This window comes from Collinsella sp. AM10-26, assembly GCF_003472525.1.
Lineage (GTDB): Bacteria > Actinomycetota > Coriobacteriia > Coriobacteriales > Coriobacteriaceae > Collinsella.
In genome coordinates this window covers 167,251-194,235 of record NZ_QRMC01000001.1, presented here as the reverse complement: position 1 = coordinate 194,235, position 26,985 = coordinate 167,251, and the positions used below count along the sequence as shown (strand labels likewise).

General features: G+C 58.2%; 18 protein-coding genes. 12 read left to right on the top strand and 6 right to left on the bottom strand.

The genetic code is table 11. The annotated features are described in order from the left end of the window. The first annotated feature begins 115 nt into the window (after positions 1 to 115). From DW123_RS00855 to DW123_RS09805, 6 genes are all read left to right on the top strand, one after another. Positions 116 to 673, top strand: coding sequence for an HD domain-containing protein (locus DW123_RS00855; RefSeq protein ID WP_118272959.1), 558 nt, complete (start codon positions 116 to 118; stop codon positions 671 to 673). A 3-nt stretch (positions 674 to 676) separates the two neighbouring features. Then, complete coding sequence (locus tag DW123_RS00850) at positions 677 to 1,696, top strand: putative ABC transporter permease (protein ID WP_233539417.1); 1,020 nt, start codon at positions 677 to 679, stop codon at positions 1,694 to 1,696. A 198-nt stretch (positions 1,697 to 1,894) separates the two neighbouring features. Continuing rightward, positions 1,895 to 3,172: an ammonium transporter gene (locus tag DW123_RS00845; RefSeq protein ID WP_118273027.1), complete on the top strand. Its 1,278-nt coding sequence runs from the start codon at positions 1,895 to 1,897 to the stop codon at positions 3,170 to 3,172. Between the two features lie 192 nt (positions 3,173 to 3,364). Further along, positions 3,365 to 3,703 (top strand): P-II family nitrogen regulator, encoded by a 339-nt coding sequence (locus DW123_RS00840; RefSeq protein WP_118272958.1) that lies wholly within the window; start codon positions 3,365 to 3,367, stop codon positions 3,701 to 3,703. 87 nt (positions 3,704 to 3,790) lie between these two features. Beyond that, complete coding sequence (locus DW123_RS00835; protein ID WP_117743732.1) at positions 3,791 to 4,648, top strand: HAD-IIB family hydrolase; 858 nt, start codon at positions 3,791 to 3,793, stop codon at positions 4,646 to 4,648. Between the two features lie 472 nt (positions 4,649 to 5,120). Then, positions 5,121 to 5,246, top strand: coding sequence for a hypothetical protein (locus DW123_RS09805; RefSeq protein ID WP_255412936.1), 126 nt, complete (start codon positions 5,121 to 5,123; stop codon positions 5,244 to 5,246). Positions 5,247 to 5,398: 152 nt separating this feature from the next. Here DW123_RS09805 and DW123_RS00830 read toward each other — a convergent pair whose 3' ends face one another. Both DW123_RS00830 and DW123_RS00825 read right to left on the bottom strand, forming a co-directional pair. Then, a complete protein-coding gene (locus DW123_RS00830) occupies positions 5,399 to 8,686 on the bottom strand; it encodes an ATP-dependent DNA helicase (RefSeq protein ID WP_118272957.1) in 3,288 nt (1,095 codons plus the stop codon). 7 nt (positions 8,687 to 8,693) lie between these two features. Beyond that, positions 8,694 to 9,704: a YafY family protein gene (locus tag DW123_RS00825; protein ID WP_158570700.1), complete on the bottom strand. Its 1,011-nt coding sequence runs from the start codon at positions 9,702 to 9,704 to the stop codon at positions 8,694 to 8,696. A 222-nt stretch (positions 9,705 to 9,926) separates the two neighbouring features. On the opposite strand from DW123_RS00825, the gene DW123_RS00820 reads away from it, so the two are divergent. The 3 genes from DW123_RS00820 (at position 9,927) to DW123_RS00810 (ending at position 13,206) form a co-directional block, all read left to right on the top strand. Further along, the gene (locus DW123_RS00820; protein WP_118272955.1) at positions 9,927 to 11,024 is read left to right on the top strand and encodes an RtcB family protein; all 1,098 of its coding nucleotides are present in this window, start codon (positions 9,927 to 9,929) and stop codon (positions 11,022 to 11,024) included. A gap of 10 nt (positions 11,025 to 11,034) precedes the next feature. Next, positions 11,035 to 11,865: a hypothetical protein gene (locus tag DW123_RS00815; RefSeq protein ID WP_118272954.1), complete on the top strand. Its 831-nt coding sequence runs from the start codon at positions 11,035 to 11,037 to the stop codon at positions 11,863 to 11,865. A gap of 219 nt (positions 11,866 to 12,084) precedes the next feature. Further along, the gene (locus DW123_RS00810; RefSeq protein WP_118272953.1) at positions 12,085 to 13,206 is read left to right on the top strand and encodes a hypothetical protein; all 1,122 of its coding nucleotides are present in this window, start codon (positions 12,085 to 12,087) and stop codon (positions 13,204 to 13,206) included. Positions 13,207 to 13,420: 214 nt separating this feature from the next. Here the strand turns inward: DW123_RS00810 and DW123_RS00805 are convergent, their stop codons facing one another. From DW123_RS00805 to DW123_RS00795, 3 genes are read right to left on the bottom strand one after another with little or no spacing between them, the layout of a single operon-like run. Further along, positions 13,421 to 14,455: a hypothetical protein gene (locus DW123_RS00805; protein ID WP_118272952.1), complete on the bottom strand. Its 1,035-nt coding sequence runs from the start codon at positions 14,453 to 14,455 to the stop codon at positions 13,421 to 13,423. Between the two features lie 8 nt (positions 14,456 to 14,463). Continuing rightward, entirely contained in the window at positions 14,464 to 15,537 is a 1,074-nt protein-coding gene (locus DW123_RS00800; RefSeq protein WP_118272951.1) for a hypothetical protein, read from the bottom strand. A gap of 2 nt (positions 15,538 to 15,539) precedes the next feature. Then, the gene (locus DW123_RS00795) at positions 15,540 to 17,672 is read right to left on the bottom strand and encodes a hypothetical protein (protein ID WP_118272950.1); all 2,133 of its coding nucleotides are present in this window, start codon (positions 17,670 to 17,672) and stop codon (positions 15,540 to 15,542) included. Between the two features lie 147 nt (positions 17,673 to 17,819). On the opposite strand from DW123_RS00795, the gene DW123_RS00790 reads away from it, so the two are divergent. Then, the gene (locus DW123_RS00790) at positions 17,820 to 18,410 is read left to right on the top strand and encodes a macro domain-containing protein (RefSeq protein ID WP_158570699.1); all 591 of its coding nucleotides are present in this window, start codon (positions 17,820 to 17,822) and stop codon (positions 18,408 to 18,410) included. A 70-nt stretch (positions 18,411 to 18,480) separates the two neighbouring features. Here DW123_RS00790 and DW123_RS00785 read toward each other — a convergent pair whose 3' ends face one another. After that, positions 18,481 to 20,604 (bottom strand): hypothetical protein, encoded by a 2,124-nt coding sequence (locus DW123_RS00785; protein WP_118272948.1) that lies wholly within the window; start codon positions 20,602 to 20,604, stop codon positions 18,481 to 18,483. Positions 20,605 to 21,110: 506 nt separating this feature from the next. On the opposite strand from DW123_RS00785, the gene DW123_RS00780 reads away from it, so the two are divergent. Continuing rightward, on the top strand, positions 21,111 to 21,821 hold the full coding sequence (locus DW123_RS00780) for a TetR/AcrR family transcriptional regulator (protein ID WP_117743743.1): 711 nt from the start codon (positions 21,111 to 21,113) through the stop codon (positions 21,819 to 21,821). A 12-nt stretch (positions 21,822 to 21,833) separates the two neighbouring features. Then, entirely contained in the window at positions 21,834 to 26,633 is a 4,800-nt protein-coding gene (locus tag DW123_RS00775) for a 2-hydroxyacyl-CoA dehydratase (RefSeq protein WP_118272947.1), read from the top strand. Positions 26,634 to 26,985 lie beyond the last annotated feature (352 nt).

Sequence of the window (26,985 nt, the reverse complement as noted above, 5' to 3'; positions counted from 1 at the left end):
GCCAACTGGCGGGGCAAAACGTTTTGCCCGATGCCATACTGATAAGTTCCATGATGATTTTATTCATTGCGTGCAGGCTGTGGCTTGCCGCCGAGAGCCGCTGGAAGGAGGCCGCATGTCCGATACCGTTTGTGCCAAGAGCATCGCGCGCGAGGTCGACAATGCCGCCCGTCAGCTGGCCCAGGCGGGCCGCTTGGGCCTGACGCACGAGTTTATTCAGCATGGTGACGTGACGGTTTATGCACATGTGACCTCGGTGGCGCGGGCGAGCCTGTCTTTTGCCGAGCGCCTTGGCCGTGCTGGCATTTCGGTCGACCGTGCCTCGCTGCTGCGCGGAGCCCTGTTACACGACTACTTTCTCTACGATTGGCATGACCCCGACCCGAGCCATCGACTGCACGGATTTCGGCATCCATTTTTTGCCCTGGCGCGTGCCGAAGAGGATTTTGAGCTGACGCCGCGCGAGCGGAATACCATCGTGCGCCATATGTTTCCGCTGGTACCGGTTCCACCGACGTGTCGCGAGGCATGGATTGTGTGCCTGGCCGATAAATGGTGCGCTCTGTGCGAGACGGTCGCCGGCCGTCTGCCGCGCAAAGGCGGCGCGAACGATTTGAACGAGGGCTCGAGTGACGGCTCGAGCAAAGATTCGAGCGAAAAGAGGAGAGGGTAGACGGTGGGGACCGCGATCGACATGGCATTTGACGGCGCGACGCTTGCCGCCTGTCCGCTCTCGGCGCTGGTGCTCTCGTTTGCCTTCTACGGTTTTTGCGGCTGGGTGTGGGAGTCGACAGTCTGCGCCATGCTCAACCACGGACGATTTGCCAACAGTGGCTTTTTGCTGGGGCCGTGCTGCCCCATCTATGGCGCGGGCGGCATTGCCTGCTGGCTGCTGTTGCGCGGAATTCCTGACGCGTCGAGCCAGTTTGTCGCTGCAGCGCTCGTATGCAGCGTGATTGAGTACAGCGTGGGTGTGCTGTTGGAAAAAACAACAGGCGCGCGCTTTTGGGATTACTCGCACCTGCCGTTTAACTTGCACGGACGCATCTGTCTGTACTGGGCCTGCGCGTTTGGCTTGGGTGCGTTGTGTATTTGCCGCTTAGTGGAGCCGGCATTGCTGGGGCTGCTCGGCCATCTGCCGGTGCTGATTGTGCGGCTGTCCGCCTTTATCGTCGCGGTCGCGATGATGGTCGACGCGGTGTGCTCGTTGGCGAGCTGGCGGCGCCTGTCTGATCAGCTGGAGCGCGTCCGGGCCGACCTTGCCGACCGCATCAATGAGTCGCTTGCCGATGCCTCGGATTCAATGCTCGAACGTATTCCCGATTCTACGATTGACTCGGTGGCACAGACGCACATTCGTAGCCGTGCCGTTAACGCGTGGCTGGCCGAGCTGGGTGACGCCGCGCTCGATGCCCTGCGCGAGAAGGCTTCGATGCCGACGTTTATCGCGGATGGTGCTCGCGGCCTGGCGCTTGCCGCCCGCCGCGTGGCCGGTGCCGCGCCGAGCATGCCGCGTCCGTCGCTCAGTCGTCGCCTTGCCGGCAAGCGCATGAGCCGTCCGGTGCCAAGCGTGTCGCTCAGCCGACGCGACCTGCGCTTCTTCAATGCCTTCCCGCGCTTGCGCATCAACCGCTACGAGGGCGTCATCCGAGCCACCGACCTTCGCGACCGAGCCCGCGAGCTGTTCCGGCGCTAGCCGGGACGGATGCGCTCACGGCTCCCTTGCTTGCGTATTTCCCGTTCGTTTCGCGTCCGTTGCCGCGCCGTTTCCAAGATTGCGGCGCCGTTTCCATTCGACAACGCCGCGTTTAACAACGCCGTATCTGGTCTACACCAGTTGTCCCTCGGCCGCATTATGGGCGCCGACAACGTTCATGCGACCAAGGGGGAGCGAATGTACGATACAGGATCGACAACGTTTATGCTCATCTGCACCATGCTCGTGTTTTTAATGACACCGGGTCTGGCGTTTTTCTATGGCGGCCTGTCTAGGCGCAAAAATGTCATCAATACCATGCTTATGTGCTTTGGCGCCATTGGCCTGGTCGGTGTGCTGTGGATTGTTGCCGGCTGGTCGCTGGCCTACGGCGGCGACGGCTCGAGTCCGTTTATGGGGGGCCTTGACCAGCTGCTGTGCCTGCCGGTGCTCAACCAGGTGCTGCAGGCGGCCGAGGGCAACGTCGCGGACGGCGCCGTCTACCCCCAGATCATCAACATCGCCTTTCAGATGGCGTTTGCCATGATCACGGCCGCTATCGTTACGGGCAGCCTGGCCGGCCGCGTTAAGTTTGGCGCCATGACGGCTTTCCTGGGCATTTGGCTGCTCGTGGTCTATGCGCCACTCGCCCACATGGTCTGGGGCGGCGATGGCTCTTTTATCGGCGACATCATCGGCGCGCTCGACTTTGCCGGCGGCGACGTGGTGCACATTTCGTCTGGTCTTACCGGCCTGATCCTCTGCTTAATGCTCGGCCGTCGTCGCGGTTTTGGCATGGTGAGCTACCGTCCGCATAACGTGCCGTTTGTGGCGCTCGGCGCCGGCCTGCTTTGGTTTGGTTGGTTTGGCTTTAACGGCGGCAGCGAGTTCAAGGCCGATGCCGTTGCGGCGCTTGCTATCCTCAACACCGTGACGGCCAGCGCGGCGGGTATGGTCTCGTGGCTTGTCGTGGAGCGCGTGCATACCGGTCGTCCCACGCTGGTGGGTGCCAGCACCGGTCTGGTCGCGGGCCTTGTGGTGGTCACGCCGGGTGCGGGCTTTGTCGAGCCATGGGCGGCGCTGGTCATGGGCTTGATCGTGTCTCCTGTCTGCTATCTGGCTATCAGCCATCTTAAGACGAGGTTCGGCTACGACGACGCTCTTGATGCGTTTGGCTGCCATGGCATCGGCGGCATTTTGGGCGGCGTGCTCACGGGTCTGTTTTGCGTGCCGGAACTCTCGTGGACCGGTAAAGGCGGCCTGTTCTATACGGGCGACGCGTCGCTGCTCGTTTCGCAGGTCCTGGGCATTGTAGTGACGGTCGTTATCGTGCTGGTGCTCGACGTGGTGATCGCCGCAGTGGTCAAGGCACTGTTCCACGGCAGCCTGCGTGTGGACGAGGCCGACGAGGCGCTGGGCCTGGATGCGAGCCAGCACGGCGAGAGCGCATATCCTTCTTTCTCCGGACTCGATTAGCAGCTTCCCCAAGCACCGCACCTTGCCGTTCAGACCGTCGCGCGGCTTTCCCAGGCGCCCGACCTTGCCCCTCAAACCGTCGCTTGCGTACCGAAGTACGCGGCGCTCCTCTTTCGGGGCAATCTCGGGCACCTCGAAAACCCGCGTCATTGAATGGCAATTCATTTCTTTTATTGAAGAGAGGAATTCACTATGAAGAAGATTACGGCGATTGTTCGTGCTGAGAAGCTTGAGGTTCTCAAAGACGCGCTGTTTGCTGCTGATGTTTGCGGCATGACTATCAACCAGGTGCAGGGCTGCGGCGCACAGCATGGCTGGAAGGAATACGTGCGCGGCAACGAGTTGCTTGTCAACACGATCCCTAAGGTGCAGTTCACCCTTATCTGCGCCGATGAGCACGTCGACGGCATTGTCGACATCATATGCAATGCCGCCCGCACCGGCGCCGTCGGAGACGGCAAGATTTGGGTCGAGCCGGTCGAGGAGGTTATCCGCATCCGTACCGGCGAACACGGCCCCGCCGCGGTGTAGGACGATCTTTCGCCTGACGGGCGTGCCTCTCTTGGGGCGCGCTCGTTCTCGTCTACAATATCGTGCAGACGAAGGAGAGGCACGCCCATGATCAAGATGTTTGCGAGTGACTTAGACGGAACGCTACTGAACGCCCTGCATGAGGCGGACGGGACCATCCGCCGTGCCATTCGTGAGCTGACCGAGGTTGGCTTGCATGTGGTTCCCGCGACCGGGCGCTCGACGTTGCCAATCGGCGAGCATGGCTTCACGGGGCTGGCGCTCGATGCCTGCTGCTCCAATGGGTCCATCGTGCGCGACAGTCATGGCGAGGTGCTCAAGACCTGGACCATCGATCCGCAGATCACCGAGGAGCTGCTCAAGGAGTTTCCGGACATTTGCTTCGACTGCTCCACGCCCGACGGCATGTTCTCGAGCGGTTCGTTCGAGATGCACCAGGCGGGTTTTAAGAAGGACAGCCCTATCAAGCGCATCGTGATGCGCGGCATGCGTGCACGTGGCGGCTATCACGAGGAACAGTATTTCGACCAGTCGATCGGTGACATCCTGCGCCACGATGTGTGCAAGATCAACTGCCGTGTGATCTCGTCCGAGCTGGAGCGCGACCTTAAGGCATATTTGGCCGAGCGATCGGACCGCGTGGTCAACGCGCCGTTCGATCCGGTGATGTTCGAGATCACGGACGTGGCGTGCAACAAGGGTGAGAGCGTGGCCTGGCTGGCGGGCTACTACGGTATTGCCGAGGATGAGGTCGCGGTTTACGGCGACGGCGGCAACGACATCGCCATGCTCAAGCGTTTCCGCCACAGCTACGCGACCAAAAACGCAAGCGATGCAGCTAAGGCCGCCGCTAGTGCGACCATCGGCAGCTGCATGGTCCACGCCGTCCCCAAACACATGCTTGCCACCATGCATAAGCAAAACTCTCGCACCGTCATCGAATAATGTGGCAAAGGGACACTCACTTTGTCGCATGGGAGATGCCGGCTTTTGGCGTATAGGACTGTTACGCTTTCGCCACCAACAAATTTCGAGTTATTCGGCCTGTCGGAGGTCGTTAAATGGCTAAAGATGCCCTCTCGGGAACATTCATGCCTCTAATGGTGTTTGATTCGGTGACGTAAGTGCGCAAATGGGCATATATACGCTCAAATAAGGACAAAAACCCTCAGATAATCCCGGCGGTGCATTTATGCAGAACCAGTAGCGTGGCCGAATAACTCGAAAAATGTAGGTGGCAGTTCGGCGACAGGCTCGGGTATGGCAAAGGAACTGTTCCTTCGCCATACCCGAGCTTTGATCTTCTGAAATGCGAACAAACATTCGCATATCTAACTGCGCTTTGATAGAATCGGTATCGTTGACGGCAGTTCCATGTGCCGGGCAACGCCCTCCATTTGATGGGAGGTGATTCCCCATGACCGGCCTGATTGATTTCGTGAGGCTTCTGACCGCTTTGGTCTCGTTCTTCACAGCGCTTGTCGGCCTTTCCGAGGCACTCAAGCAGCGTTCGAAGCGCAACAGAAGGGGTCGCCGCCGCTAAGGCGTTGACCCCCTAATGCAAACAACGGCGCTGCCCAGCCAGCTACAACTTGGGCTGCCCTCGACACTATTCTACCCACGAATGCCATTTCGGACAATCGGTAATGCCGATTCAAAAGGTGGGCGGGGCGTGACAAAGGGACAGTCCCTTCGTCACATTCCGGGGTTCTCGACTAGCCAATGCTCGTAAGCGCGTTGCACGATCTCGGCTTTGTCGGCCTTTTTGCGACAGCTCTTCTGCTCCTCGATAGCAAGCTCATGGGCATCGCTCTGCTCAAAAGCGCCGGTATCCCAAGCACCGTGTTCAATGCGCGACCATACGGCATCGATGAGTTGTTCGAGCTCGGCAATGTCGTCGGCGTTGGCGGTTGTCGCGAACGGCGGGCGGAGCTCGCCCGTTGTCTTGTCGGGTTCTACATAGTAGTCGCCCATGGAAGTGACGGTGTAGCCATAAAACTCGGGTGACGCTTCGACCAGCAGTTTGTAAAACTTGAGCTGACGATGGTAGCCTGCAGGGACTTCTTTGCCAAAGCCAGTCTTGTAGTCAACAATCTGCACCGTTTTAGCTGCATCGTCAACGAGGAGCAGGTCGAGAAAACCAAAGAGCGGAGTTCCTTCGGTGGTCAGGCACTGCATATTCGCCTCTGTGACGCAGCGATAGCCATGGACGTGCTCGACAAGCCAGGGGACGAATGCACGACAAATGCGTTCGAAGCGCTCCGAATAGCGATGGACGTCCTCGGGGGCAAAATCGAGCCACGAAATCTGCTGGCGATACTCGGCCTCAATTGTCTCAATCGCCGTCTCGCCATCGGCTTCCATTCTATTAACGATCTCCTCGAACATCGCGTGAATGATGGTGCCGAATTCGGTTTGGATCGTGGGCGCCGTGGGCAGGCGCACAATCTGCTTCTCAGGGAAGTGCAGACTATTTGCGCATCCAGGCTCGTACGTCGCAAAGTTGTTGAGTGCTGTGGCAGAAAGAAACTTCACGTCGGTATGAGGATCCAGAAGCGCGCGGAGCTCGGGCGTATCGAGCACGTAGTTGTCGCGCCACTCGGTTTCGATTGCAATGCTGAGCTGGTCTGCTTCAGCAGAAACCTCGCAAGAGTCGATAAGCCCCGTGAGCTCCTGCAGTGCCGACCCGCCGGCACGGTACAGCTCGAGGTGTCGTTTAGCGCGCGTGATGGCGACAAACAGCAGGCGGCGCGCGTCGTCATCATCCTTTTCCTCGCGAATAAGCAGGTTGGACGGGTACAAGCTCATGCCGCCGGCGCCTTTGTGCCAAGTGGAGTCGTCGGCATCGAGCAGGTAGACGCAGTCGAATTCCAGGCCCTTAGAGCTATGGGCGCTGGTGAGGCGAACAGCTCCCGGCGTGCCGAGGTCGATCGATGCGTCGATACTCACGCCAAACTTTTGAGCGGCATCGAGCTTGTCGACAATATCGGGCAGGCGAAGCGCACGTCCCATACGGCGCGCATCTCCCATTTCACCTTCGGCAAAGGTGAGCAGGGCGCGGATGCCGGCATTGAATTCGGCTGCGCCCAGCGGATTTTGTTCCTTGCAATTCTGATAATAGCCAAGGCTGCGTTCGACAATTCTAAAGAGCAGTGGCCTGACAGGGGAGGTGCTGGCTTCGGCCGCCCACTGCATAAGGCCGTCGTACAGCTCTTTGACGCGGACGTTATCGCTCTCGTGCATGGCGGCCATCCAGTCGCCGCGATGCTCACGCTTGGCGTTGAGCGCAAACGCCACGGATGACGGATGATTTCCGCCCAGCTCGGTGGCGCAAATGATCTGGGGGAGATAGCTGCTTGCCAGCCCTTTTTGCCCGCGAGCAAGCGCGGTAACGCAACGCAACAGTGCCAACGTCGTCTGCATACGCTCGGAGGCAAAGAGATTCTGCCGCTCGCGATACGAAAACGGCACGTTCTCCTTAACGAGGAAGGGAATCAGCGAGCGCAATGCGGCGTGTTTGGCAGAGATGACTGCAATTCCTTCATCGGGATCTTCGCAGTCATCGAGGTAGCCAGCATCAATCCTCTGCCTAATGCTCGCGGCAACGGCGGCGTATTCCTCGGCTTTGCCGGTGTAGACGTTCTCGCTAAAGCTGACCTGATCGCCTTGAGGCTTAAAGGCTTCGATTGACTTATTCGAGCTGGCGTCGAGGCGATATTCAATTTGCCGTGCGATAGCTTGACCAAGCTCAACGATGGCGGGCGTGGAGCGATAGTTGGTCTTGAGCACGATGCTCCGGGGCGAGAACTCGGCCGCAAACTGGTTAGCACATTCGATCGTGGCGCCCTGAAAACGCATGATGGCCTGATCATCATCGCCGACGGCCATGATATTGGGCGCACCAACGCCGTCGCAGAGCAGCTCGATGATGCGCATCTGGGCACCATTGGTGTCCTGGAATTCGTCGACCTGAATGTAGCTATAGGTGTCCTGGAGGATTTGGCGCAATGCGTCGTTGTGCTCGACGGCGTTAACAAAGTCGCCGATCATGTCGTCGTAATCGTAGAGATGATGCTGGTTGAGCTCGCTCTGGTAGCGACGTGCAACGTCGCAAGCAGCCTTAAGTCGCTCGCTTTGCTCGGCAATTTTAAACGTACGTCCTTGGGAGTTGCTACCGCCAAAGAATTGGTCGCGTACCTTGGTGTATCCCGACGACTTTCCCTTCTCGTCAATAAGCTCGGTGCGGCGAACGGTGTCGCGCAACTCAAGAATGTACGGTACATACGTGCCGGCAGGACAGTCGATCGGGCGGGTGAGCGCTGTGGGCGCCATGGCGCAGACACGCTCGACCTCCTCCTCAAAGCGTTCTGCCAACGCGGCGCTTGCCCTTTCGCAGGCGAGCGTAAGCAGCTCGGAATGCTCGGTGAGCCAGGCAGCGGCGTCGATATTCTGCTGCGCGATGGCGCCCAGCGTGTCGTAGTCCAGGCCACTGCGTTTGATCTTGGAGACAAAGCCAATCATCTTGCCGATGTTTTGCGCGGGCATATCGGGCGACCCTCCGCCCAAGGGCGACCCAAAGGGCAGCGATTTGAGCAGCCGATCAAAAATCTCTTGCTGGTGCAGGCTGGTAACAAGCGTGTCGGTCGAAGGGCGCATGAAGTACTCGGGAAAGCGCGACCTGATGCTGCTTGCAAATCCGTGGAACGTGCTGACTTCGATGCCGTAGGCGTCGCGCCCGATGAGCTCAATCAGGCGTTTACGCATGGCCTCCGCGCCCGCCTCGGTATAGGTGAGGCAGAGGATGTTGTGCGGGGCGACATCGCACTTGGCCAGGATGTTCGCCGCTCGCAGGCTCAGTAGCTGCGTCTTGCCGGTGCCGGGGCCGGCAATGACGAGCAGCGGACCATCTAGGCATTCGACGGCCTCGCGCTGTTCGGGATTCAGGCGCTCGAACGATACGTTAAATTTGGGGGTCATGTTCATGGCAGTATTACCTGTCTTCCTGGTAGAGCGCACGCGTGCTATCGAGATAGTCGAGATACGTATCGATGGCGCTCTGGGGCTGAACGATCTTAATGAACGTGCTGAGTTGCAGCAGCCAGCCAAAGAACTGCGGCGACAGCGGGGCTTTGACGGTAGCCAACAGGCGCCCATCCTGGTTCTCAAACACAACGGCGTCGAGCCCGAACTTGTCGATGAGCGGGTTCATCGCACGGTCATCGAGTTCCAGCACCACAGTGGTCTTGTCCGCCGCATACACGCCAAATGATGGCGAGACGTGATCTTCGAGGACATAGCCTGCGATACGCGGATCTTTGGTCGCGGACTCTTCGGACACCGTAACATCGAGCATGCGATCGACGCGGTAGGGCGTGAACGGCTGATGGCCTGATCCAGCATTGGCCCATTTATCTCGAAACCCGATCATGTAATAGAGTTCGTCGGAGTAGATAAGGCGCACGGGTGTGAGCTCGTAGGTCTTTCCGTCATGGTTGAAGGCCTTTTGCTTGGCGGTGTTGTAGTGGAAGTAGCGGAAGCGGATCTTGCGCTTTTCGCGCATGGCTTGCTGGATAAGGTCGATATTGTGCAGAGCATCGGAGTTTTGCATCTTCACGCGCGAAGGCACGTCGACACGCTTGTGCATTAGCTCGCGTTCGCCCAGGCTGGCGAGGCTCTGCAGCTTGCCGAGGAGGTGGTCGGTCAACTCATCGGTCAAAAACGGCGAACTCTGCACGGCGTCAACAAGCATGATGAGTTCTTGCAGTTCGAGCGGGCGTGAGACCAGCGCCCATTCCTTGCCACCGCGCTGGTTGATGTTGAGCCCAAAGTCGCGAAGCGTTTGTAGGTCGCGATAGATGGCCTTGCGTTCGGCCTCGAGATCGTGATAGGCGAGCTCCTCGATGATCTGCTGCGTCGTGAGCCCGTGCGTGCTGTCGGTCTTTTCCATCAAGGTTTTAAGCAGGAACAGAAGCCTGAGCTTTTGATTTGGCCTGTTCGCCACGTTGTCTCCTTTCGCCGGCATCGTACCAACCGGAGATTTAAAACAAGACCCGTTATTGGGACTCATTGTAGCCCGCGCGACCGTAGTATTCGCAGCAATAAGAGCCCGAATAGGGCGAAAGGTGGTTAAACGGAGATCGGCGGTTTGGCTGGTTGGTGTGACATGCGCTCTATTGGCTTGGGGTCGATTCCGGTTTACAGGGATCAGAACAGGAGAAATGCGATGGTAGACATCAAAGTCTTTGCCGAGAATCTTGAGGATTCAACCAAGGAGCAGATCGAGGAGATTTCCAGCTGCCCGGCGTTTGAAGGCGCCAAGATCCGCATCATGCCCGATTCCCATAAGGGCAAGGGCTGCGTGATTGGCTTTACGGCAAACTTGGGCGACAAGGTGATTCCCAACCTGGTGGGGGTTGACATCGGATGCGGGATGTACTGTGTGCCGCTTGCGGAGACCATTGCGCGCGACGACCTCATTCAGTTCAATCGCGATGTGAAGCGCGCGGTGCCCACGGGCTTTAGCCTTCATCGCGATCCTGCCTGCGCACTCGCGGACTTTGACATGGAGTCGCGTGATTGGTTGCAGGATAAACGCAAGGTTGAGCGCTCCATGGGCACGCTGGGCGGCGGCAACCACTTCATTGAACTCGACGAGGACGAGGATGGGTGCCAATATCTGGTCGTGCACACCGGCTCGCGCTCCATGGGCAAACAGACGGCGGAGCACCATCAGGCGCTGGCGCAGAAGACGTGCATGGCAGATATCCCCGACGAGCTTAAGTATCTCGTGGGAGATCTTTCTGCCGAGTATCTCGTCGATATGCATAACTGCCAACGCTTCTCGAATCAGAACCGCAAGGCGATTGTCGCACAGATTGTTGAGCGTACGGGAATTCGACTCGACGGAGACGGCTTTACCACCATGCACAACTACATCTCGGAAGGCGGCATGATTCGCAAGGGCGCCATTAGCGCTCATACGGGCGAGATGGTGCTGATTCCGTTCAACATGCGCGACGGTGCCGTTATTGCGCGCGGCAAGGGAAACGAGGACTGGAACTGCTCGGCGCCGCATGGGACGGGTCGTGCGATGAGCCGCACCAAAGCGTTCCAAACGCTCGATACCAGGTCGTTCGTTAACGAGATGCGCGATGCCGGCATCTACTGTCCGAGCGCATGCGAGATGACGCTCGATGAGTCGCCCGAAGCGTATAAGCCTGCGGATGATGTACTGAGACTCATGGACCCGACGGTCGAAGTTATTCACCGACTCAAGCCGATTTGGAATTTCAAGGCTACTGGTAAGCGCGGTAGGCGTTAGGAGGGTTGCGATGACGCTAAAGATGGACTCTAAGGACGGTCGAATCGGGCGTTCTGTGAGTATGGGCGAGATGGTGAGCTTCCCGGGTGTGATGCCGCCGTCCTCGAATCGGCGTGGCGGGAATCGTGGAGAGCGTGATGATGAGGGTTTTGACCTCAGCGGGTTTTACAGTCGGCTGGTTTCTGGGCTCGATCGCGTTATGGAGACGTCGGTGCTTGAAGCCCCGAGAGTGTTGAAGACCGGTATGCCGGTCGATGATGCCCTAGGTGGCGGCATTGGGCTGGGCAAGCTCAGTGTGATTGGCGGTGCGCATGAAGATGTCTCGAACGTGCTGGTGTATGCGACCTTGCGCCTGAGTGAGCAGTGCGCCGTGCTTTACGCGCCGATTCGGGAGCGTGAAGAGGATGCGATTGCCCGACTTGTTCGCGCTGAGATGAATGGCAAGGTGTCAGAGGATCCTGAGGAACAACAGGTTGAGACAATCCGTGCAACGATGCGCCTCAAGCAGCGCAACTTGGGCATCTTTGCCGAAGACAACATGACCATGGACCTTTTAACGAGCTGGTTGCTTGGGGATCAAACGTGGAACAGAGCAGTGCTAGAGAACATCGTGGTCGTAATCGATGGACTCGAAATGCTAGACGACAACCGCCCGGTAAATGCAATCCTGCGCGACCTGCGCAACATGCTCAGCCCGACGGCGGCGATCTTAGCGGGCTGCTTTGCGGCTGGGGATCGAAACAACGATGCGGTATTCGCGGAGGCCCACTGCAATGCGGACGCCTTGGTCCGCATGAGCCCCGATGGCGCGGAACCATTCTGCATGCGAGTTTTCGGCTGAGGCCGCAGCCGATAACGACAGTCCGGCCCGTGGCGCTCATATGCCACGGGTCGGGTTTAATGTCTGCGGATGGCAGTTCGCAAAGAGCCCGGCGATGCGTCTACCAACAGAAGCTAACCGTTCAGCAGCCAAGAAGCTGCTTTTAAGTGAGCCACGAATTACCATCGAATTAAGAGCAAAGCCGAGCGAGCTTCTGCTGGGCCCAGAAAGGAGCGTCCAATGACAACGCGTAAAGATCGGAATGTTAGGCGACTCGTTTCTTCCGTTGAGGCTTCACTTCATCCGGATAAGTATTACGAGTTTGACTTAGACCAGAAAGGTTTCCCAGTTTTTAGCGATAAAAATATTGCCTTTGTGAATGGCCTGGTGAATAACGACTCGAATTACACGTGGATTGATCAGGACACAATTCACGAAAAGTATGTGGATGCCTCAAATGGCGATGCCTGCGCCATCCGGGAGGCTGTTTATTTTACTAATAAAATGAATTCGACGCATTTGGCTGCAGTGACGGTAAAGGGTAGCCAAGATGAGCTAATGGCCAAGATGAATGCCGAGCTCAAACGGCTTTGCGAAATCGAAGAGGATAAGGGCGAAGTCGAGCTTACTGGCGGGACGCTAATAACTGCGGCATATCTTGTGAATCGGTACGCGAATAATAATGAGCTGAGCTCTAGTCTGTTGGGAAAAGATCCTGAGTCTCGAGCGAATCTTGTTGCCAGCATTGCGCGCGCTACAACTAATATGACTTATAAATTATTGCCGGACGAGGACCCTAGCGACCTTAAGTGCAATCGAAGCAATTTTTCCTTTGCAACAAAGTTTTGCCATCATGGCTGTCGCAATCTAAGCAGGCGTGAGGTGAACGACTCTTATATCTATGATACGGATAACTTCTGCATCTATGACACGGTCGTCGGCACAATGCTTCCTTATTTTGCAGATGCTTATATTGATTACGGCAACAATGAGAGTGAGTGGCTTAACGAATGGTGTAAGAAATACAATGACACTCCATTGAGCCGCTATGGAAACCGATATGCATGGATTAGAGCTACGATTAACAAACTCGTTGCCACACCTGACGAGGGTGATAAAAACGCTGACGCCCAGGTCGCTCGGGGCTATCTGGGATATCTCGATCTTTACAGCCATATCGTTGATGGTATTAATGAGTGGCGAAAGCAGGAAAACCAGACAGTTGGTTCAAATAACGGCTCCGCCCCAGATATTGGCTTCCATGAAGTCGACCTGATGATTTGGTATTTCTTCAAGGGCAGTCGTCTTGACGAGGCAAAGGAGACGATGAAAAAAATCGTCCTAAGCATGGCGTTCGATTGATTAATGGGAAAGCCGCCGCCCAAGTTCGACATTAAATACGGGGCTTGGGCGGCGTAAAATACCTTGATATCGCTCAAAGCTATCTTGGTCCTCATTCACGGGCCGTGCCTTGTTGGACACGGCCCCTTTCATATCTATGTAGATTTAGATGCTGAGTAGAGATTGTGGACGAGACCTGCCAAGGGGGATCGCTATGGCTTCTCCGTGGCCTCCATCACCGCGCGCGATGCCGATATATATCCAGCCAGCCGGGCTCTTTCTCCTTGTTGCCGGCACACTCTTCTAGCAAGTCCTCTATCCGGTCCAGCTCGATCGCTTGCAAGGTAGCGCATTCTTCCGGTAAGGGTTGTGTCACTTTCCTTGCTCTGAGCACGGGCGACAACATCAGGTTCGTGTGTGCCCATCCGGCAAAGCAGCTGCCATAGGGGATAGAGCCGCAGTAAATCTGTCCATCGCGATCGAGGTACAGACAGTCCAATTTCGAGTTCGCCACCAGGCAATAACAAGGTCCTGGTGCCCAGGGCCTGCAGTCAATCTCAAGAATGTCGCCTTTTTTGTACGGCGTGGGCAGGCCAATGTATGCCCCTTTAAACCACGGTCCAAAGATTTCGCCCACAATGCAATCGAGCGCCTCGCCACATTCCCCCTCTTCTTCTCTGCAGATGTATTGGATTTCGCCGGAGGCGTTTGCGTAGTAAGTGTAGTCCGGCTCTAGAAAGCCGTCGTAGGGGTATGAACAGCTTGGGTCGTTGGCAAGGTTGAACAGCTCAATCATCCAATATGAGGACGATAAATCTGTCTTTCCGCTCCACTTGCCTGCGTATGTCCTCATTGCCGTCAGGGCGGCCGGCCACGATGCCACGGGGAAGGGGCCATGCGTGATGGCAGATCCCACTTCGCTATCGACAAAGCTAATTTCGCTGATGAGCAGCATTTTCTTGTTTCCGTCGACGGCCTTTAGCACGTTCAAGCAGTCGTCGATGTAATCGATACAATCCTCTGGATCGTACCAATCAAAAGTGTCGTCTGACGAGTTTCGCTCGGCAACAATCAGCCTGCTGAGCATCTCCCGTTTGCGGTTGATTTCAATCGATGCGCCACCGATGATCTGTGAGTAATCATCGCCGCTCAGCAGCTGTGGATTATGCAGCAAATGCTCTCGCAGCTCCGGAGATTCGATCAGGTTGATTATTTCTTCGTGCACGATAGTCTCCGAGTTGTTGGTGCGACTTCTTGTGGATTCGGACATGACGGCCTCTACTTAAATAGCTGCGGGTACTTCTCCTTGAGCGGTGCCTGATCCAGACGTAGCTCTTTCAGGTTGCGCTTTGCCTTGGACTCCATCCTTATGGTGTCGATAAACGCGATGAGTGAGTCGACATACAGGTCGCCGCGCAGGTAGGCCTGGGCGGCGATTAAAATTCGTTGCTCGTCTTCGAGTGGTTTGCGATAGTACTCAAGATTCAGGTAAAGCGGGTCTGGTTCGCCGATGTAGAGGGGAAACGTCTCGTTGTAGGTAATCGAGCAGCCAGTGGCACGCATGTTGCTGATATCCCCTGCATGGCGATAGTGCTCGAGGCGCTGCTGCGCATGATCAAGCCATTCGTCAGAACGGTCTGCCTGCCGAAGCTCTGCCTCATGCCGAGCCCGGTCCCACGTGGGCAGATCGAACAACGTGAACGGCTCACGGACACTGCCTGGCGGCGTCCAGACGATATCGCCGGTATGGAACGGCGTGGGGATATCGACCCAGATGAACTCGAATGCGATCTCCCAATCGTTCTCAACGGGGCCGGCTGAAGGGCAATAAACGGAAAGGGGCTCACCTTTGCCGTTCACCATGAGCCAATCTTCCCGGCGATGAGCTTCATCGATATCGAGCGGGCACCGGGTGATGCGTACGCGTGTCTCTGGACGGCTCGCCAGTTCATCATCACCGCGCAACGCCTCGGCACATTTCTCATAACAGCTGAATGGCGCGCCGAAGGCCCCACAAAGTTGCCCGTCGGGCACAATCTCCTCTTCATACTGATAAACGTAGCCCGTCCCACTCATAAATGCATCGAGACACCGCTTGTTGTAATCAATTGTCCAGTGCAAAAAAGCATGGAAATCGGGGATGGCCGGCCTTCCGAGACCGGCATAAGTAGCTTCCAATGAACAATTGGGCATGGTTCGGGCGATCTCCCGCCAGGCTTCGCATTTCTGCTCGAGCGTGGCGGTCTTCGAAAACCAAACGAGATAGGCGGCTTCGACGGTGCTAGGCCGAAAATCGATGCTGCGGAGATGCTCCCGAATGTCCCGCGAGTCAACAAAATCCAAGATGTCCATGGCTAGCTCCTCTTTGTTTTGAATCGTGCCGGCGGGGCTATCGTGTCATCGAACAGCTCCGGATAGCGGGTTTTGAGCCCGCCGTCTTCCCTTTCAAACAGCTCGGCTTTTTTCTTGACCAGCGCCTGCAGCTCGTAAAGACTTGATAGCGCAATAAGCGAGTCAAGACCCAGGTAGCCGTCGAAATATGCACGCACGCCGTACAGAATTCTCGCCTCCGGCTTGAGCGGGACGCGGCAGTATTCCATGTCGAGAAGAAAACAACTCGGCTCTCCGATATAGACGGGGTACTCCAGGGGATATTCAATCTGACAGCCGTAGGCGTACATGTCGCTCGTATCGCCATTTTGCCGATGGTGTCTGAGCAGGTCGTCGGCATTTTTTGCGGCGCATTCCCTGTAGGTGGAAGGCGGAAGCTCATCCATGACCCGCTGCGTGGTCCATGTCTGCATATTGAGAAGCAGCATGGGGTCGCCAGGGTCGCCGTGACGACAAATGATGTCGCCGGCGTGGAATGGCGTCGGGATGTCAAACCACATCAACTCAAAAGCGAAAGTGGGGTCTTCGCCCTCGCGTTCCATGTCGATGCAGCTCAGCTGGCAGTCCATAATTTCGCCTTTTGCGTTGAGCATGAGCCTGTCGGCGGCATAGTAGTCTTCGTCCGGATCGATCGGGCGGCGCGTTATTTCTATCGAGGTAGGATTTTCCTCCTCAAGCTCATTCCAGATTGCCTCGAAACATTTTTCGTAGCTGGTGTAGGGGCCATAATTGCACCCGCTCTCATGGGGACTTCCCGTCTTGTCCTCAAAGAAATACATGTGCTTGCCAGGCTGTTTGAACCGGGCGATTTTCTTGCGCTCCCATCTGATGACGTCGCGAAGAAAGACATGGAAGTTGGGGATATTGAACGTGCCGTATCGCCTGTTCATCGCACAATTGGGCATGTTGTTGATAATCTTTTGCCAGCCCTTGATCTTCTGCCGTAGCGCCTTTTCGTTCGAACGGGCAACAATAAATGCCGCCTCGGACGTGGTGAACTCGTAGCCGATGTCTCTCAAATGCTCCTTGATGTCAGGCGAGTCGAGAAACTCGAGAATGTCCGAACGTATAGCGTTGGCACTGGGACCGGCCGATGTGCGGTATGGCTGCAGGCAGTCGTGTACGACCGATCCGTCCGACCATTGTTTGCCGTAGCTGGGGTCATCGTGCAGCTTTTTCGAGAGTTCGAGCATAAAGGAGCAATCATCGGGCAATTCGCCGGTATAACGTTCGGCGGTATAGAGGGCAGAGGGCGTGAAGTCGTCGAGGAAGCCGTCCGTGAAATCCCTCAAGCGGAGATTGCCTTCCTCAACGCCGTAGATTTTGCTCGGATAGGCACACCAAACCTGGCCTTTGAACGAACTATCGTAGTCGTCTTCGAGCACGATGACAAAACGGGGACCGTGATCGAAGGGCCGACCGTCGATCTTGATGATGTCGCCGGGGACCCAGGGAGTGTAAAAGACCTCGCCATTGGCGCAGAAGTGCTTGCTATTGTTCCACGGCAAGTGATCGATGCTTTGGTGCGGAGTCCGCTGATTCCGGCGATCGCTCAAAAAGACCAAATCGCCAGCCATGGTCGCGGCGAATATCAGCGAGGCTTGAGCGCACGGGCGGTCGTGTAAGTCTTCGGCGGTATAGAGCTTAATCTGCCAGAATGATTCGGACCAATCTTCATCGGGGTCATCATCGACGTATTGCTTCATGAGGGTTTGCGCAGCTCCCCATGAGGCAACGGGGAAGGGGCCGTCAAAGGTGTCGTGCCCGCGCTCCTCTTCACTGTAAAACATGCCGGAGACCAGCAAGATGCCGTGGTCGCGGTCAACGTTGTAAAGCATATCGAGCGCGCTGTTGAGCTGGTCAAGGCCGGAGTCAATCGCTTCAGCGTAATCCGATGAGACCTCTTTGCGAAGCTGCTCGAGCATGGCTCGTTTTTCGTCGAGCGTCTTGAGGGAACCGCCGATGATTCTACAGAGGGAGCCATCTGCCATTCCCATGTGTTTGAACATATGAACACGCAGCTCATCGTCCTTGATGCAACTGCAAACGAGCTCCCTGCCGGCATCGGTGATCACGGTATCTGCTTTGCTGTCCATAGCAACCTCCAATTCGGTCGTTGCCGTTAGCATCCATCAGAGGTTGTGCTTTGTGGTCCCATTAACGGGTCTGATATGAATCTCGCGGCAAACATACTTTTGGAAACGCACTGGTGCATGGGGGGTGCGCGTACTGAAAGGATTGCCATGGAGAATATAATGCTGGATCTTGTGACGAACAGCACCGGTATGGCGGAGGCCTGGGAGGACACATTTAGGGGCTACAGAGGCATTGCGGTGCATTGCTGTGATTTTAAGGCGTTTGTCGAACAGCAGCCTGAAATCGATGCCGTCGTATCGCCGGCGAACTCATATGGCTTGATGGATGGCAATTACGACCTAGCGATAACCGATAAGTATGGACCGGAGCTTGCCGAACGAGTGCGAACGGTTATTATGGAGCGGTTTTACGGCGAGCAGCCGGTTGGTACGAGCTTTTCAGTTCCAATTCCCGGGCACGAGGACATTCTGCTCATACACACTCCAACCATGCGGGTCCCCACTCCCATCGTTGACTCCTTGGTTGTCTATCAATGCATGAGGACAACGCTTATGGAAGCGATGCGAACCTCACGTCAGCGAATCGTGGTTCCCGCGTTCGGCGGAGCGTGCGGATTTCTTCCGTTCAAGAAAATAGCCATGCTCATGTGGGAGGCCTATCTTCAAATCGTCGAACCTCCCGCAGAGATCACTTGGGAGTATGCGTGGTCGCGCAATTTGGAGGAATGGTACCGCTGATGTGCTGATGAACAGCGCATCGAAGCGTAACAGAAGGGGTCACCGCCGCTGAGGCGTTGGCCCCTTAATCCTAGCAACCGGTACTATCTCCCTTTAGCAAAGGGTCTATCGTCGCATCGAACAGCTCCGGGTAGCGGTCCTTGAGCCAACTGTCTGCGTCCTCGAAGCCACGCACCTTTTTCTCCGCCAGTGCTTGTAGCTCGCATGCGCTGGCCATCGCGGCGAGTGAGTCAACCGCCAGGTCGCCTTTGACATATGCCCTGACGCCGTAAAGGATTCGCTCCTCTGACTTGAGCGGCTTGCGGTAATAATCGATGTCCAAAAGAAAGCCCTCAGGCTCCCCAATGTAGAAGGGGAAATGCAAGGCGGATGAGACTTGGCAGCCGTAGGCGTACATGTCGCTGGTGTCGCCGTCATATCGGTGCCAACGCAATAGCTTGTCGGCCTTTTGCACGAGGCGCTCTTTGTAGACGGAGGAGGCCAGCTCTTTGTCGACTCGTTCGGATCCCCAAGTTTGCAGGTCAAATAGCACCATCGGCTCGTCGGGACGTTGGAGGTTGCAGACGATGTCTCCGGCATGGAAGGGCGTTGGGATATCAAACCACATGTCCTCGAAATCGCTGGCGGTGCCCGCCTCGTCCCACTCGCTTTTGTTGCGATAATCGCAAGACATTACTTCGCCGTTCGCATTGAGTAAGACCATGTCGTCGGCATAGTGATCTTCGTCTGGGTCGATGGGACGACGAGTGATCCTGATGGCTTTGGGATCGTCACCGTCGAGCCCTTTCCAGGTTGCATCGAAGCACTTTTGATAACTGCTGTACGGGCCGTAAAGACAACCGCCCTGCCCGCGCCGGTCCCATGAGTAGTCATCAAAGAAATACAGACTCTGGCCGTCTGTCCTTTTAAAGTGCGCGAGCTTTCTTTGCTCCTGCCTGATGACATTGCGCAGAAAGGCATGGAAGTCCGGGATGTTGATCGTGTCGTTTCTGCGGCTCATGGCGCAATTGGGCATATTGTCGATGATCTTTTGCCAGCCTTCGAGCTTTTGCTGTAGCGTTGCTTTATGCGAGCAATTGACGATAAAAGCCGCTACGGGCGTGGTGAGCTCGTAGTTGATTCGTTGAAGATGCTCCTTAATGCTGCGCGAGTCCAAAAACTCAAAGATGTCCGGACGAATATCCAACTCACATTGGCTGGCGGGCTTGCGATACGGCTGAAGGCAGTCATGTCCGACGGAACCCTCGGACCATTGTTTGCCGTAGTCGGGATCATCGTGCAACTTTTGCGAGAGCTCGAGCATAAAGGCGCAGTCGTCCGGCAAGTCGCCGGTATAGCGCTCGCCGGTGTAGAGGGCAGAGGGGATGAAGGGGTCCAAGAGACTGTCGCTGAAGGTGCCGGATGAAGGCGAACCCTCCTTAACGCCGTGATCTCTGCTGGGGCCCGCACACCAGATCTGTCCCCGGAGCGTGTGCTCGTAGTCGTTTTCGAGCACAATGGCAAAGCGAGGCCCGTGGTCGAAGGGACGGCCGTCGATTTTGAGGATGTCGCCCGGTACCCACGGCGTGTAGATAGGCTCGTTGTTCGCGCAGAACCGCCTGCTATCGTTTCGCCAGGCGCTTTCGACATACGATTTGCGAGTGCGGTTATTGCGCTGATCGCGGAGAAATATAAGCTCGCCATCCCTGGTTGCCGCGAACGACAGGGAGGGCTGCGCCGTTTGATGTTCGTGCAGGTCTTCTGAGGTGTATAGGTCGATCTTCCAGTACGATTCGGACCAGTCGTCTTCAGGATACTCTTCGATGTAGCGCTTCATGAGCGTTTGCGCGGCTTCCCAGGATGCGGTGGGGAAGGGACCGTCAAGGGCGTCGGCGCCGCGTTCCTCCTCGTTGTAGACCATGACGTGCAACAGGAGGATTCCGCGGCCGCGCTCGATGTTGTCGAGCATTTCAAGCGCGCTGTTAAGTTGGGCGAGATGCGAATCGATATCTTCGGTCAGCTCTGGCGAAACCTCCTTGCGGAGTTGCTCGAGCATGGTGCGCTTTTCATCAAGCGTCTTAAGAGAGCCAGCGATGATTGGTGCCGGCCAGTATAAGTATTTGCGCATGTGGTCTCGCAGCTCTTTGCTTCTGATGCAGCTGAGGACAAGGTCCTTGCCAGTAACGCTGATGCTATCGTTTGCGTGGTTGTTCATGTCGGCCTCCTTATCGATTGTTACCGGCATGATGCAACGCGTGGGGCCATTGTTAGTCCTATTAACGGGATCAAGTCGCAACTCGCTACGACATTGAGATAGTCAATTTGCCGCGTTGCGGGCGAGCAAGGCCGGTTTTTGGCAACACCGTTTGCGCCACCAGCAAAAATCGAGTTATTCGGCCTTTCCGAGGGTGCTTACTGACGAGAAGGGCCTTCTTCGAACCGCCTGCGTCCTTTACGGTGTTCGATTCTGTGAAAAGTGAGCGAATAAACGCCCAAATAAAAACAAAGCGGCTCGAGTATTCCGTATGACATTCACGGAGGATTGGCAGTGAGGCCGAATAACTCGAAAAATGTAGGTGGGGTTCTGCGACAAGGGTGAATGTGACAAAGGGACAGTCCCTCTGCCACATTCCAAATATTGCCTTTACGTGTTGATGCACACGGTGTGCAATAATACTCGCACTGTGCAATAGCGCGCAGACTGAGTAACAAGGAGGATGCTTGTCCCAGCTCGAGAAATGCGATCGCCGGTCCCTTCGTTCGCAGCGTGCCCTTCGCCAGGCACTTGCCAGCGAGCTTGCCGAAAGCGGCGACCTTTCGCGCATTAACGTTGCGTCGCTCACCGAGCGCGCCGGCCTTACGCGCCGCACGTTCTATTCGCACTACCGCGATATTCCCGACTTTATCAATCAAATCGAGGACGGCTTGCTGGCCGAGATTCGTGAGCGCATTGAGCTCATCACCGCAGCTCAGCTGCCCGATCTTTACCGTAACATTGACGAGCTCGAGCCGGCGCCCGGTTCGGTTGAGCTGCTGCGTTATCTTGCGGCCAACCGTGACTTAATCGGTGCGCTGCTGGGTCCGGGCGGCGACCAGGCCTTCATTAAAAGGATTATCGACACCGCACGTGAGGCCGTGGCGCCGCGTGCGCAGACGGGCATTTTGGGCCTGGCGCTGGGCACGTTCTTTGACTACTACGTCACCTACGTCGTGAGTGCCGAGGTCGGCATGATTCAGCGCTGGTTTGAGCGTGACCTTTCCGAATCGCCCGAGACCATGGCGCGCATCATGACGGTTATCGCCTTTGTGCGCCCCGGCGACCTGTATGGCCAACCCATCGATATCAACGTGCCGGAATACGGCATGAAGTTATTGAACCTGCAGCTCGAGGACGCGGCCGACACCGCCGCAACCGTCAAGTCCAACAACTAAGAGGAGAAACAGATGAGCAAACTCGTCGAGGGCATTAAAGACCGTGTGGTCGCTGCCGCACGCGAGGCCGCGCCCGCCGTGGTGGACGCTGCGCAGAAGGCCGCGACCGCCGCTGCCGAGAAGGTCGCCGAGGCAGTTGCCGATGCCAAGAACACGGCAGGGGAGACGTCCATCGCTAGCGAGCCCGCCACCGCCGCTGAGCCCGCAGCCGCCACCGCCGCCCAAGCCCCCGAAGGCGCGATCTTCAACCCCGAGGCCGCCCGCGGCAACCTGCACCTGGACATCGACGTGGGCTCCACTACCGTCAAGCTCGCCGTGCTCAACGACGACAACCAGATCGTGTACGCCAAGTACCAGCGCCATCACACCGACGTCCGCGCCTGCGCCCGCGACCTGTTCGAGGGCGCTGCGACCGTGCTGCCGACGGCCCAGATGACCTGCGCCATTACCGGTTCGGGTGGTCTGCTGCTCTCCCAATGGCTCGACCTGGAGTTTGTCCAAGAGGTCATCGCCAGCAAGCGTGCCGTCGAGACCCTCATCCCCGCTACCGACGTCGCCATCGAGCTTGGCGGCGAGGACGCCAAGATCATCTACTTTGACAACGGCATCGAGCAGCGCATGAACGGCACCTGCGCCGGCGGTACGGGCGCCTTCATCGACCAGATGGCAACCCTGCTGCACACCGACGCGAGCGGCCTCAACGAGCTCGCGGCCAACGCCACCACCATCTATCCCATTGCCAGCCGCTGCGGCGTCTTTGCCAAGACCGACGTGCAGCCGCTGCTCAACGAGGGAGCCCGCCCCGAGGATGTGGCCGCTTCCATCTTCCAGGCTGTCGTGACTCAGACCATCTCGGGCCTGGCGTGCGGCCGCCCCATCCGCGGTAACGTCGCCTTCCTGGGCGGCCCGCTGCAGTATCTTTCCGAGCTGCGCCACCGCTTCTACCTCACCCTCAACCTCGACGACGAGCACATCATCGTGCCCGACAACGCGCACCTCTTCGTGGCGTCGGGCGCCGCCATGGCGCATGAGTCGTCCAAGCTCGTGCGTTTTTGCGAGCTCATCGAGGCCATCGACGCTTTGGGCGACACTCAAGGCGATGAGGTCGCCCGCCTTGACCCGCTGTTCGCAACTGAGGAGGACCTTGCGGAGTTCTCCGAGCGCCACGCTCGGGAGGTCGTGCCGCGCGGCGAGCTCGCGGGCTACACCGGGCGCGTGTTCATCGGTCTCGACGCGGGTTCCACCACGATGAAGGCCGCGATGGTGGGTGAGGACGGCCAGCTTCTGCATACCTGGTACGGCAATAACAACGGCGACATCCTCGGCACCGCCAAGACCATCATGGCCGACTTCTACGAGCACATCCCGGCGGGCTGCACGATTGGCCACGTGACCACCACCGGTTACGGCGAGGCCCTGCTCATCGAGGCGCTCAAGGCCGACTCCGGCGAGATCGAGACCGTGGCGCACCTGCGTGGCGCCCGCGCGTTTTTGCCGGGCGTCGAGTTCATCCTCGACATCGGCGGCCAGGACATGAAGTGCCTGCGCGTGCGCGACGGCGTGATCGAGCACATCATGCTCAACGAGGCGTGTTCCTCGGGTTGTGGCAGCTTCATCGAGAGCTTCGCCGTGTCCATGGACATGGACGTGCGTGCCTTTGCCGCCGAGGCCATGTTGGCCAAAAACCCGGTTGACCTGGGCAGCCGTTGCACCGTTTTCATGAACTCTCGCGTGAAGCAGGCGCAAAAGGAGGGCGCCACGGTGGGCGACATCGCCGCCGGCCTGTCCTACTCGGTAATCAAAAACGCCCTGTTCAAGGTCATCAAGCTGCGCGACCCCAAGGAGATCGGTACCCAGGTGATCGTCCAGGGCGGCACCTTCATGTCCGACGCCACCCTGCGCGCATTCGAGCAGCTTACCGGCGTGCATGCCGTGCGCCCCGATATCGCCGGTTGCATGGGTGCCTACGGAGCGGCACTGCTCGCCCGCGATCGCGCCGGTGCAAACGGCGTCTCGACGGTGCTCTCTGCGCCCGAGATCGCCGCGCTCACCGTGGAACAAAAACATGCGCGCTGCGGCCGCTGCTCCAACAACTGCCAGCTCACCATTAACGACTTCGGCGGCGGCCGTCGCTTCATCACCGGCAACCGCTGCGAGAAGGGCGCCGGTCACAAGAAGCAGAAATCCGAGGCGCCCAACCTCTTCGCCGCCAAGAACGACCTGCTGTTCAACCGTCCCTGCCTGAGCCCCGACGAGGCGCCGCGCGGCACGGTGGGCATCCCCCGCGCGCTCAACATGTACGAGAACTACCCGTTCTGGCATGCGTTCTTCACACGTCTGGGCTTTAGCGTCGTGCTGTCCGACAACTCGAGCAAGGCTACGTACGAGAGCGGCATCGAGTCCATGCCGAGCGAGTCCGTGTGCTATCCAGCCAAGCTCTCCCATGGCCACGTGATGAACCTCATCGCCAAGGACCCGGACTTCATCTGGATGCCTTGCGTGCGCTGGGAGCGCAAGGAAGACTCGTCTGCGGGCAACTGCTACAACTGCCCCATCGTGATGAGCTACCCCACGGCGCTTGGCCTCAACATCGACGACCTCACCGAGAAGCACGTCGAGTTCATGTACCCGTTCGTGCCCTACCACGACAAGATCGAACTCAAGCGTCGCCTGTATGAGCTGCTTGCCGTCGAGCGCGTGGCGGACGCCGAGGCTGGTCACGGCCGTGTGCGCGGGCCCAAGCTCACGCGCACCGAGATCGACGACGCCGTGAACGCGGCGTATGAGGCCGACGCGCGGTTCCATCAGGACATCCAGACCATGGGCGAGGAGGCCATGCACTGGATCGAGGAGCACGGCGGGCACGGCATCGTGTTGGCGGGGCGCCCGTACCACAACGATCCCGAGATCAACCACTCGCTGCCCTCGCTCATCTCGAGCTTTGGCTTTGCGGTGCTCACGGAAGACTCCGTGGCGCACCTGGTCAAGCCGGAGCGCCCGATTCGCGTGGTCGACCAGTGGATGTACCACAGCCGTCTGTATGCCGCCGCGCGCTTCGTGACCATGCGCAACGACCTCGACCTCATCCAGCTGAACTCCTTTGGGTGCGGCCTGGACGCCCTCACCACCGACCAGGTGCAGGAGATTCTCGAGGCTTCCGGCAAGATCTACACGGTGCTCAAGATCGACGAGGTGTCCAACCTCGGCGCGGCGCGCATCCGTATCCGCTCGCTGATGGCGGCGCTGAAGGACCAGGAGGCCGAGCGTGCTGCTGAGGCCGCGGCCGCTGGCGACGCGTATGAGGCGGGCGACGCGGCACCTGTGGAGCCGTCGACGGACGCGCCGGTGTTCGCCACGCACAAATATGCGCTCGAGGCGCAACGCGCCAGCAAGAGCGCGGCGTTCCCCAAGGTGCCCTTTACCGAGGAGATGTGCGATGCGGGCTACACCATCCTGTGCCCGCAGATGGCGCCCATCCACTTTGACCTCATCAAAGAGGTCTTCCAGACGGCCGGCTACAACCTGGAGCTGCTGCCGTCCACGGATCGCGGCGCCGTCGAGGCCGGCTTGCGCTACGTGAACAACGACATCTGCTACCCGTCGATTCTGGTAACCGGCCAGATCATGGAGGCTATCGAGAGCGGCCGCTACGACCTGTCCAAGACGGCGGTCGTGATCTCGCAGACGGGCGGCGGGTGCCGCGCGACGAACTACATCGCACTCATCCGCAAGGCGCTGCGCGAGAGCGGTCATCCCGACATCCCGGTGATCAGTCTGTCTGCGGTCAAGCTGGATGAGCAAAATCCCGGCTTCAAGCTGACGCCCGCGATGCTCAAATCGTGTGTGTACAGTGTGCTGTTTGGCGACCTCATGATGCAGATGCTCTACCGTACACGCCCCTATGAGGCTCGCCCCGGCTCTGCGAACGAGCTGTTCGAGCAGTTTATGGACCGTGCGCGCCGCATGGCCCCGAAGTTCACGCGCCGCAGCTACACGCAGCTGTCGCGCGAGGCAATCGACGCGTTTGACGCGCTGCCGCTCATGGGGGAGGGCATGAAGCCGCGCGTGGGCGTGGTGGGCGAGATCCTCGTCAAGTTCCACCCCACGGCGAACAACCACGTGGTCGACGTCATCGAGGCGGAAGGCTGCGAGGCCGTGGTCCCCGGCCTGCTCGACTTCTTCCTGTACTCCATGAGCAACGCGCAGGTGCAAAAGAACGAGCTGGGCAGCTCGGCCGTCGAGCGCGCGACGATGGACGCGGCGATTCGCCTGGTCGATTGGATGCGCAAGCCGGTGGAGGACCTGCTTGAGCACAGTAAGCGCTTCGAGCGCCCCGAGCCCATTCCCGTCATGGCCGAAAAGGCCGGCCAGGTGTTGTCGCTTTGCAACAACATGGGCGAGGGCTGGCTGCTCACGGCCGAAATGCTCGACCTGATCGACCACGGCGCGCCCAACATCATCTGCACGCAGCCCTTTGCGTGCCTGCCCAACCACGTGGTGGGCAAGGCCGTGATCAAGGAGCTTCGCCGCCAGCATCCCGAGAGCAACATCGTAGCGGTCGACTACGACCCGGGTGCGTCGGAGGTGAACCAGCTCAATCGCATCAAGCTGATGATCAGCGTGGCGAAGGAGAACATGCGCTCGGGTAAGGGTTTTGTGATGGAGCCCATCGCGCTCGAGCGGCGCGATTCGGTGACGAGCCGCATGAAGCCACACCACCTCACGAGTGACGCCGAGGTGGAGCGCGTGGCGCACCGCCTGGGTCGCGGCTTGCACTGGAAGCGCGCGAGCAAGAACGATCGGGAAGAGTAGCTGCGGCGACGGGGTCGGCCAGGTGTGGGGTGCCGATCCTGGCTGGGGATGGGCCAGCGAGTCTGGTCGGGCGCGGGGCGCCGATCGCGACCGGGGATGAGGCGACGAGATCGATTTGGTTCGGGGCATCGAGCCCAATAGAAGATGGGATAACAAGCTCGACTTGATGCGGGGCTCCGGGGTGGTGCCCCGCATCAAGATGATTTTGCTGCTTGGGTTCGTGGCTGGATGTAACTCATATTGCTTGTAATCAACGCGCGCCCCTTCGGGCATCGGCAAGAATCACGCCGCCGATGTGAGAAGGGGCGCGCTTTCGCGCGCCCGCACTGTCCCTTGCGGCGAGGCGGCTACC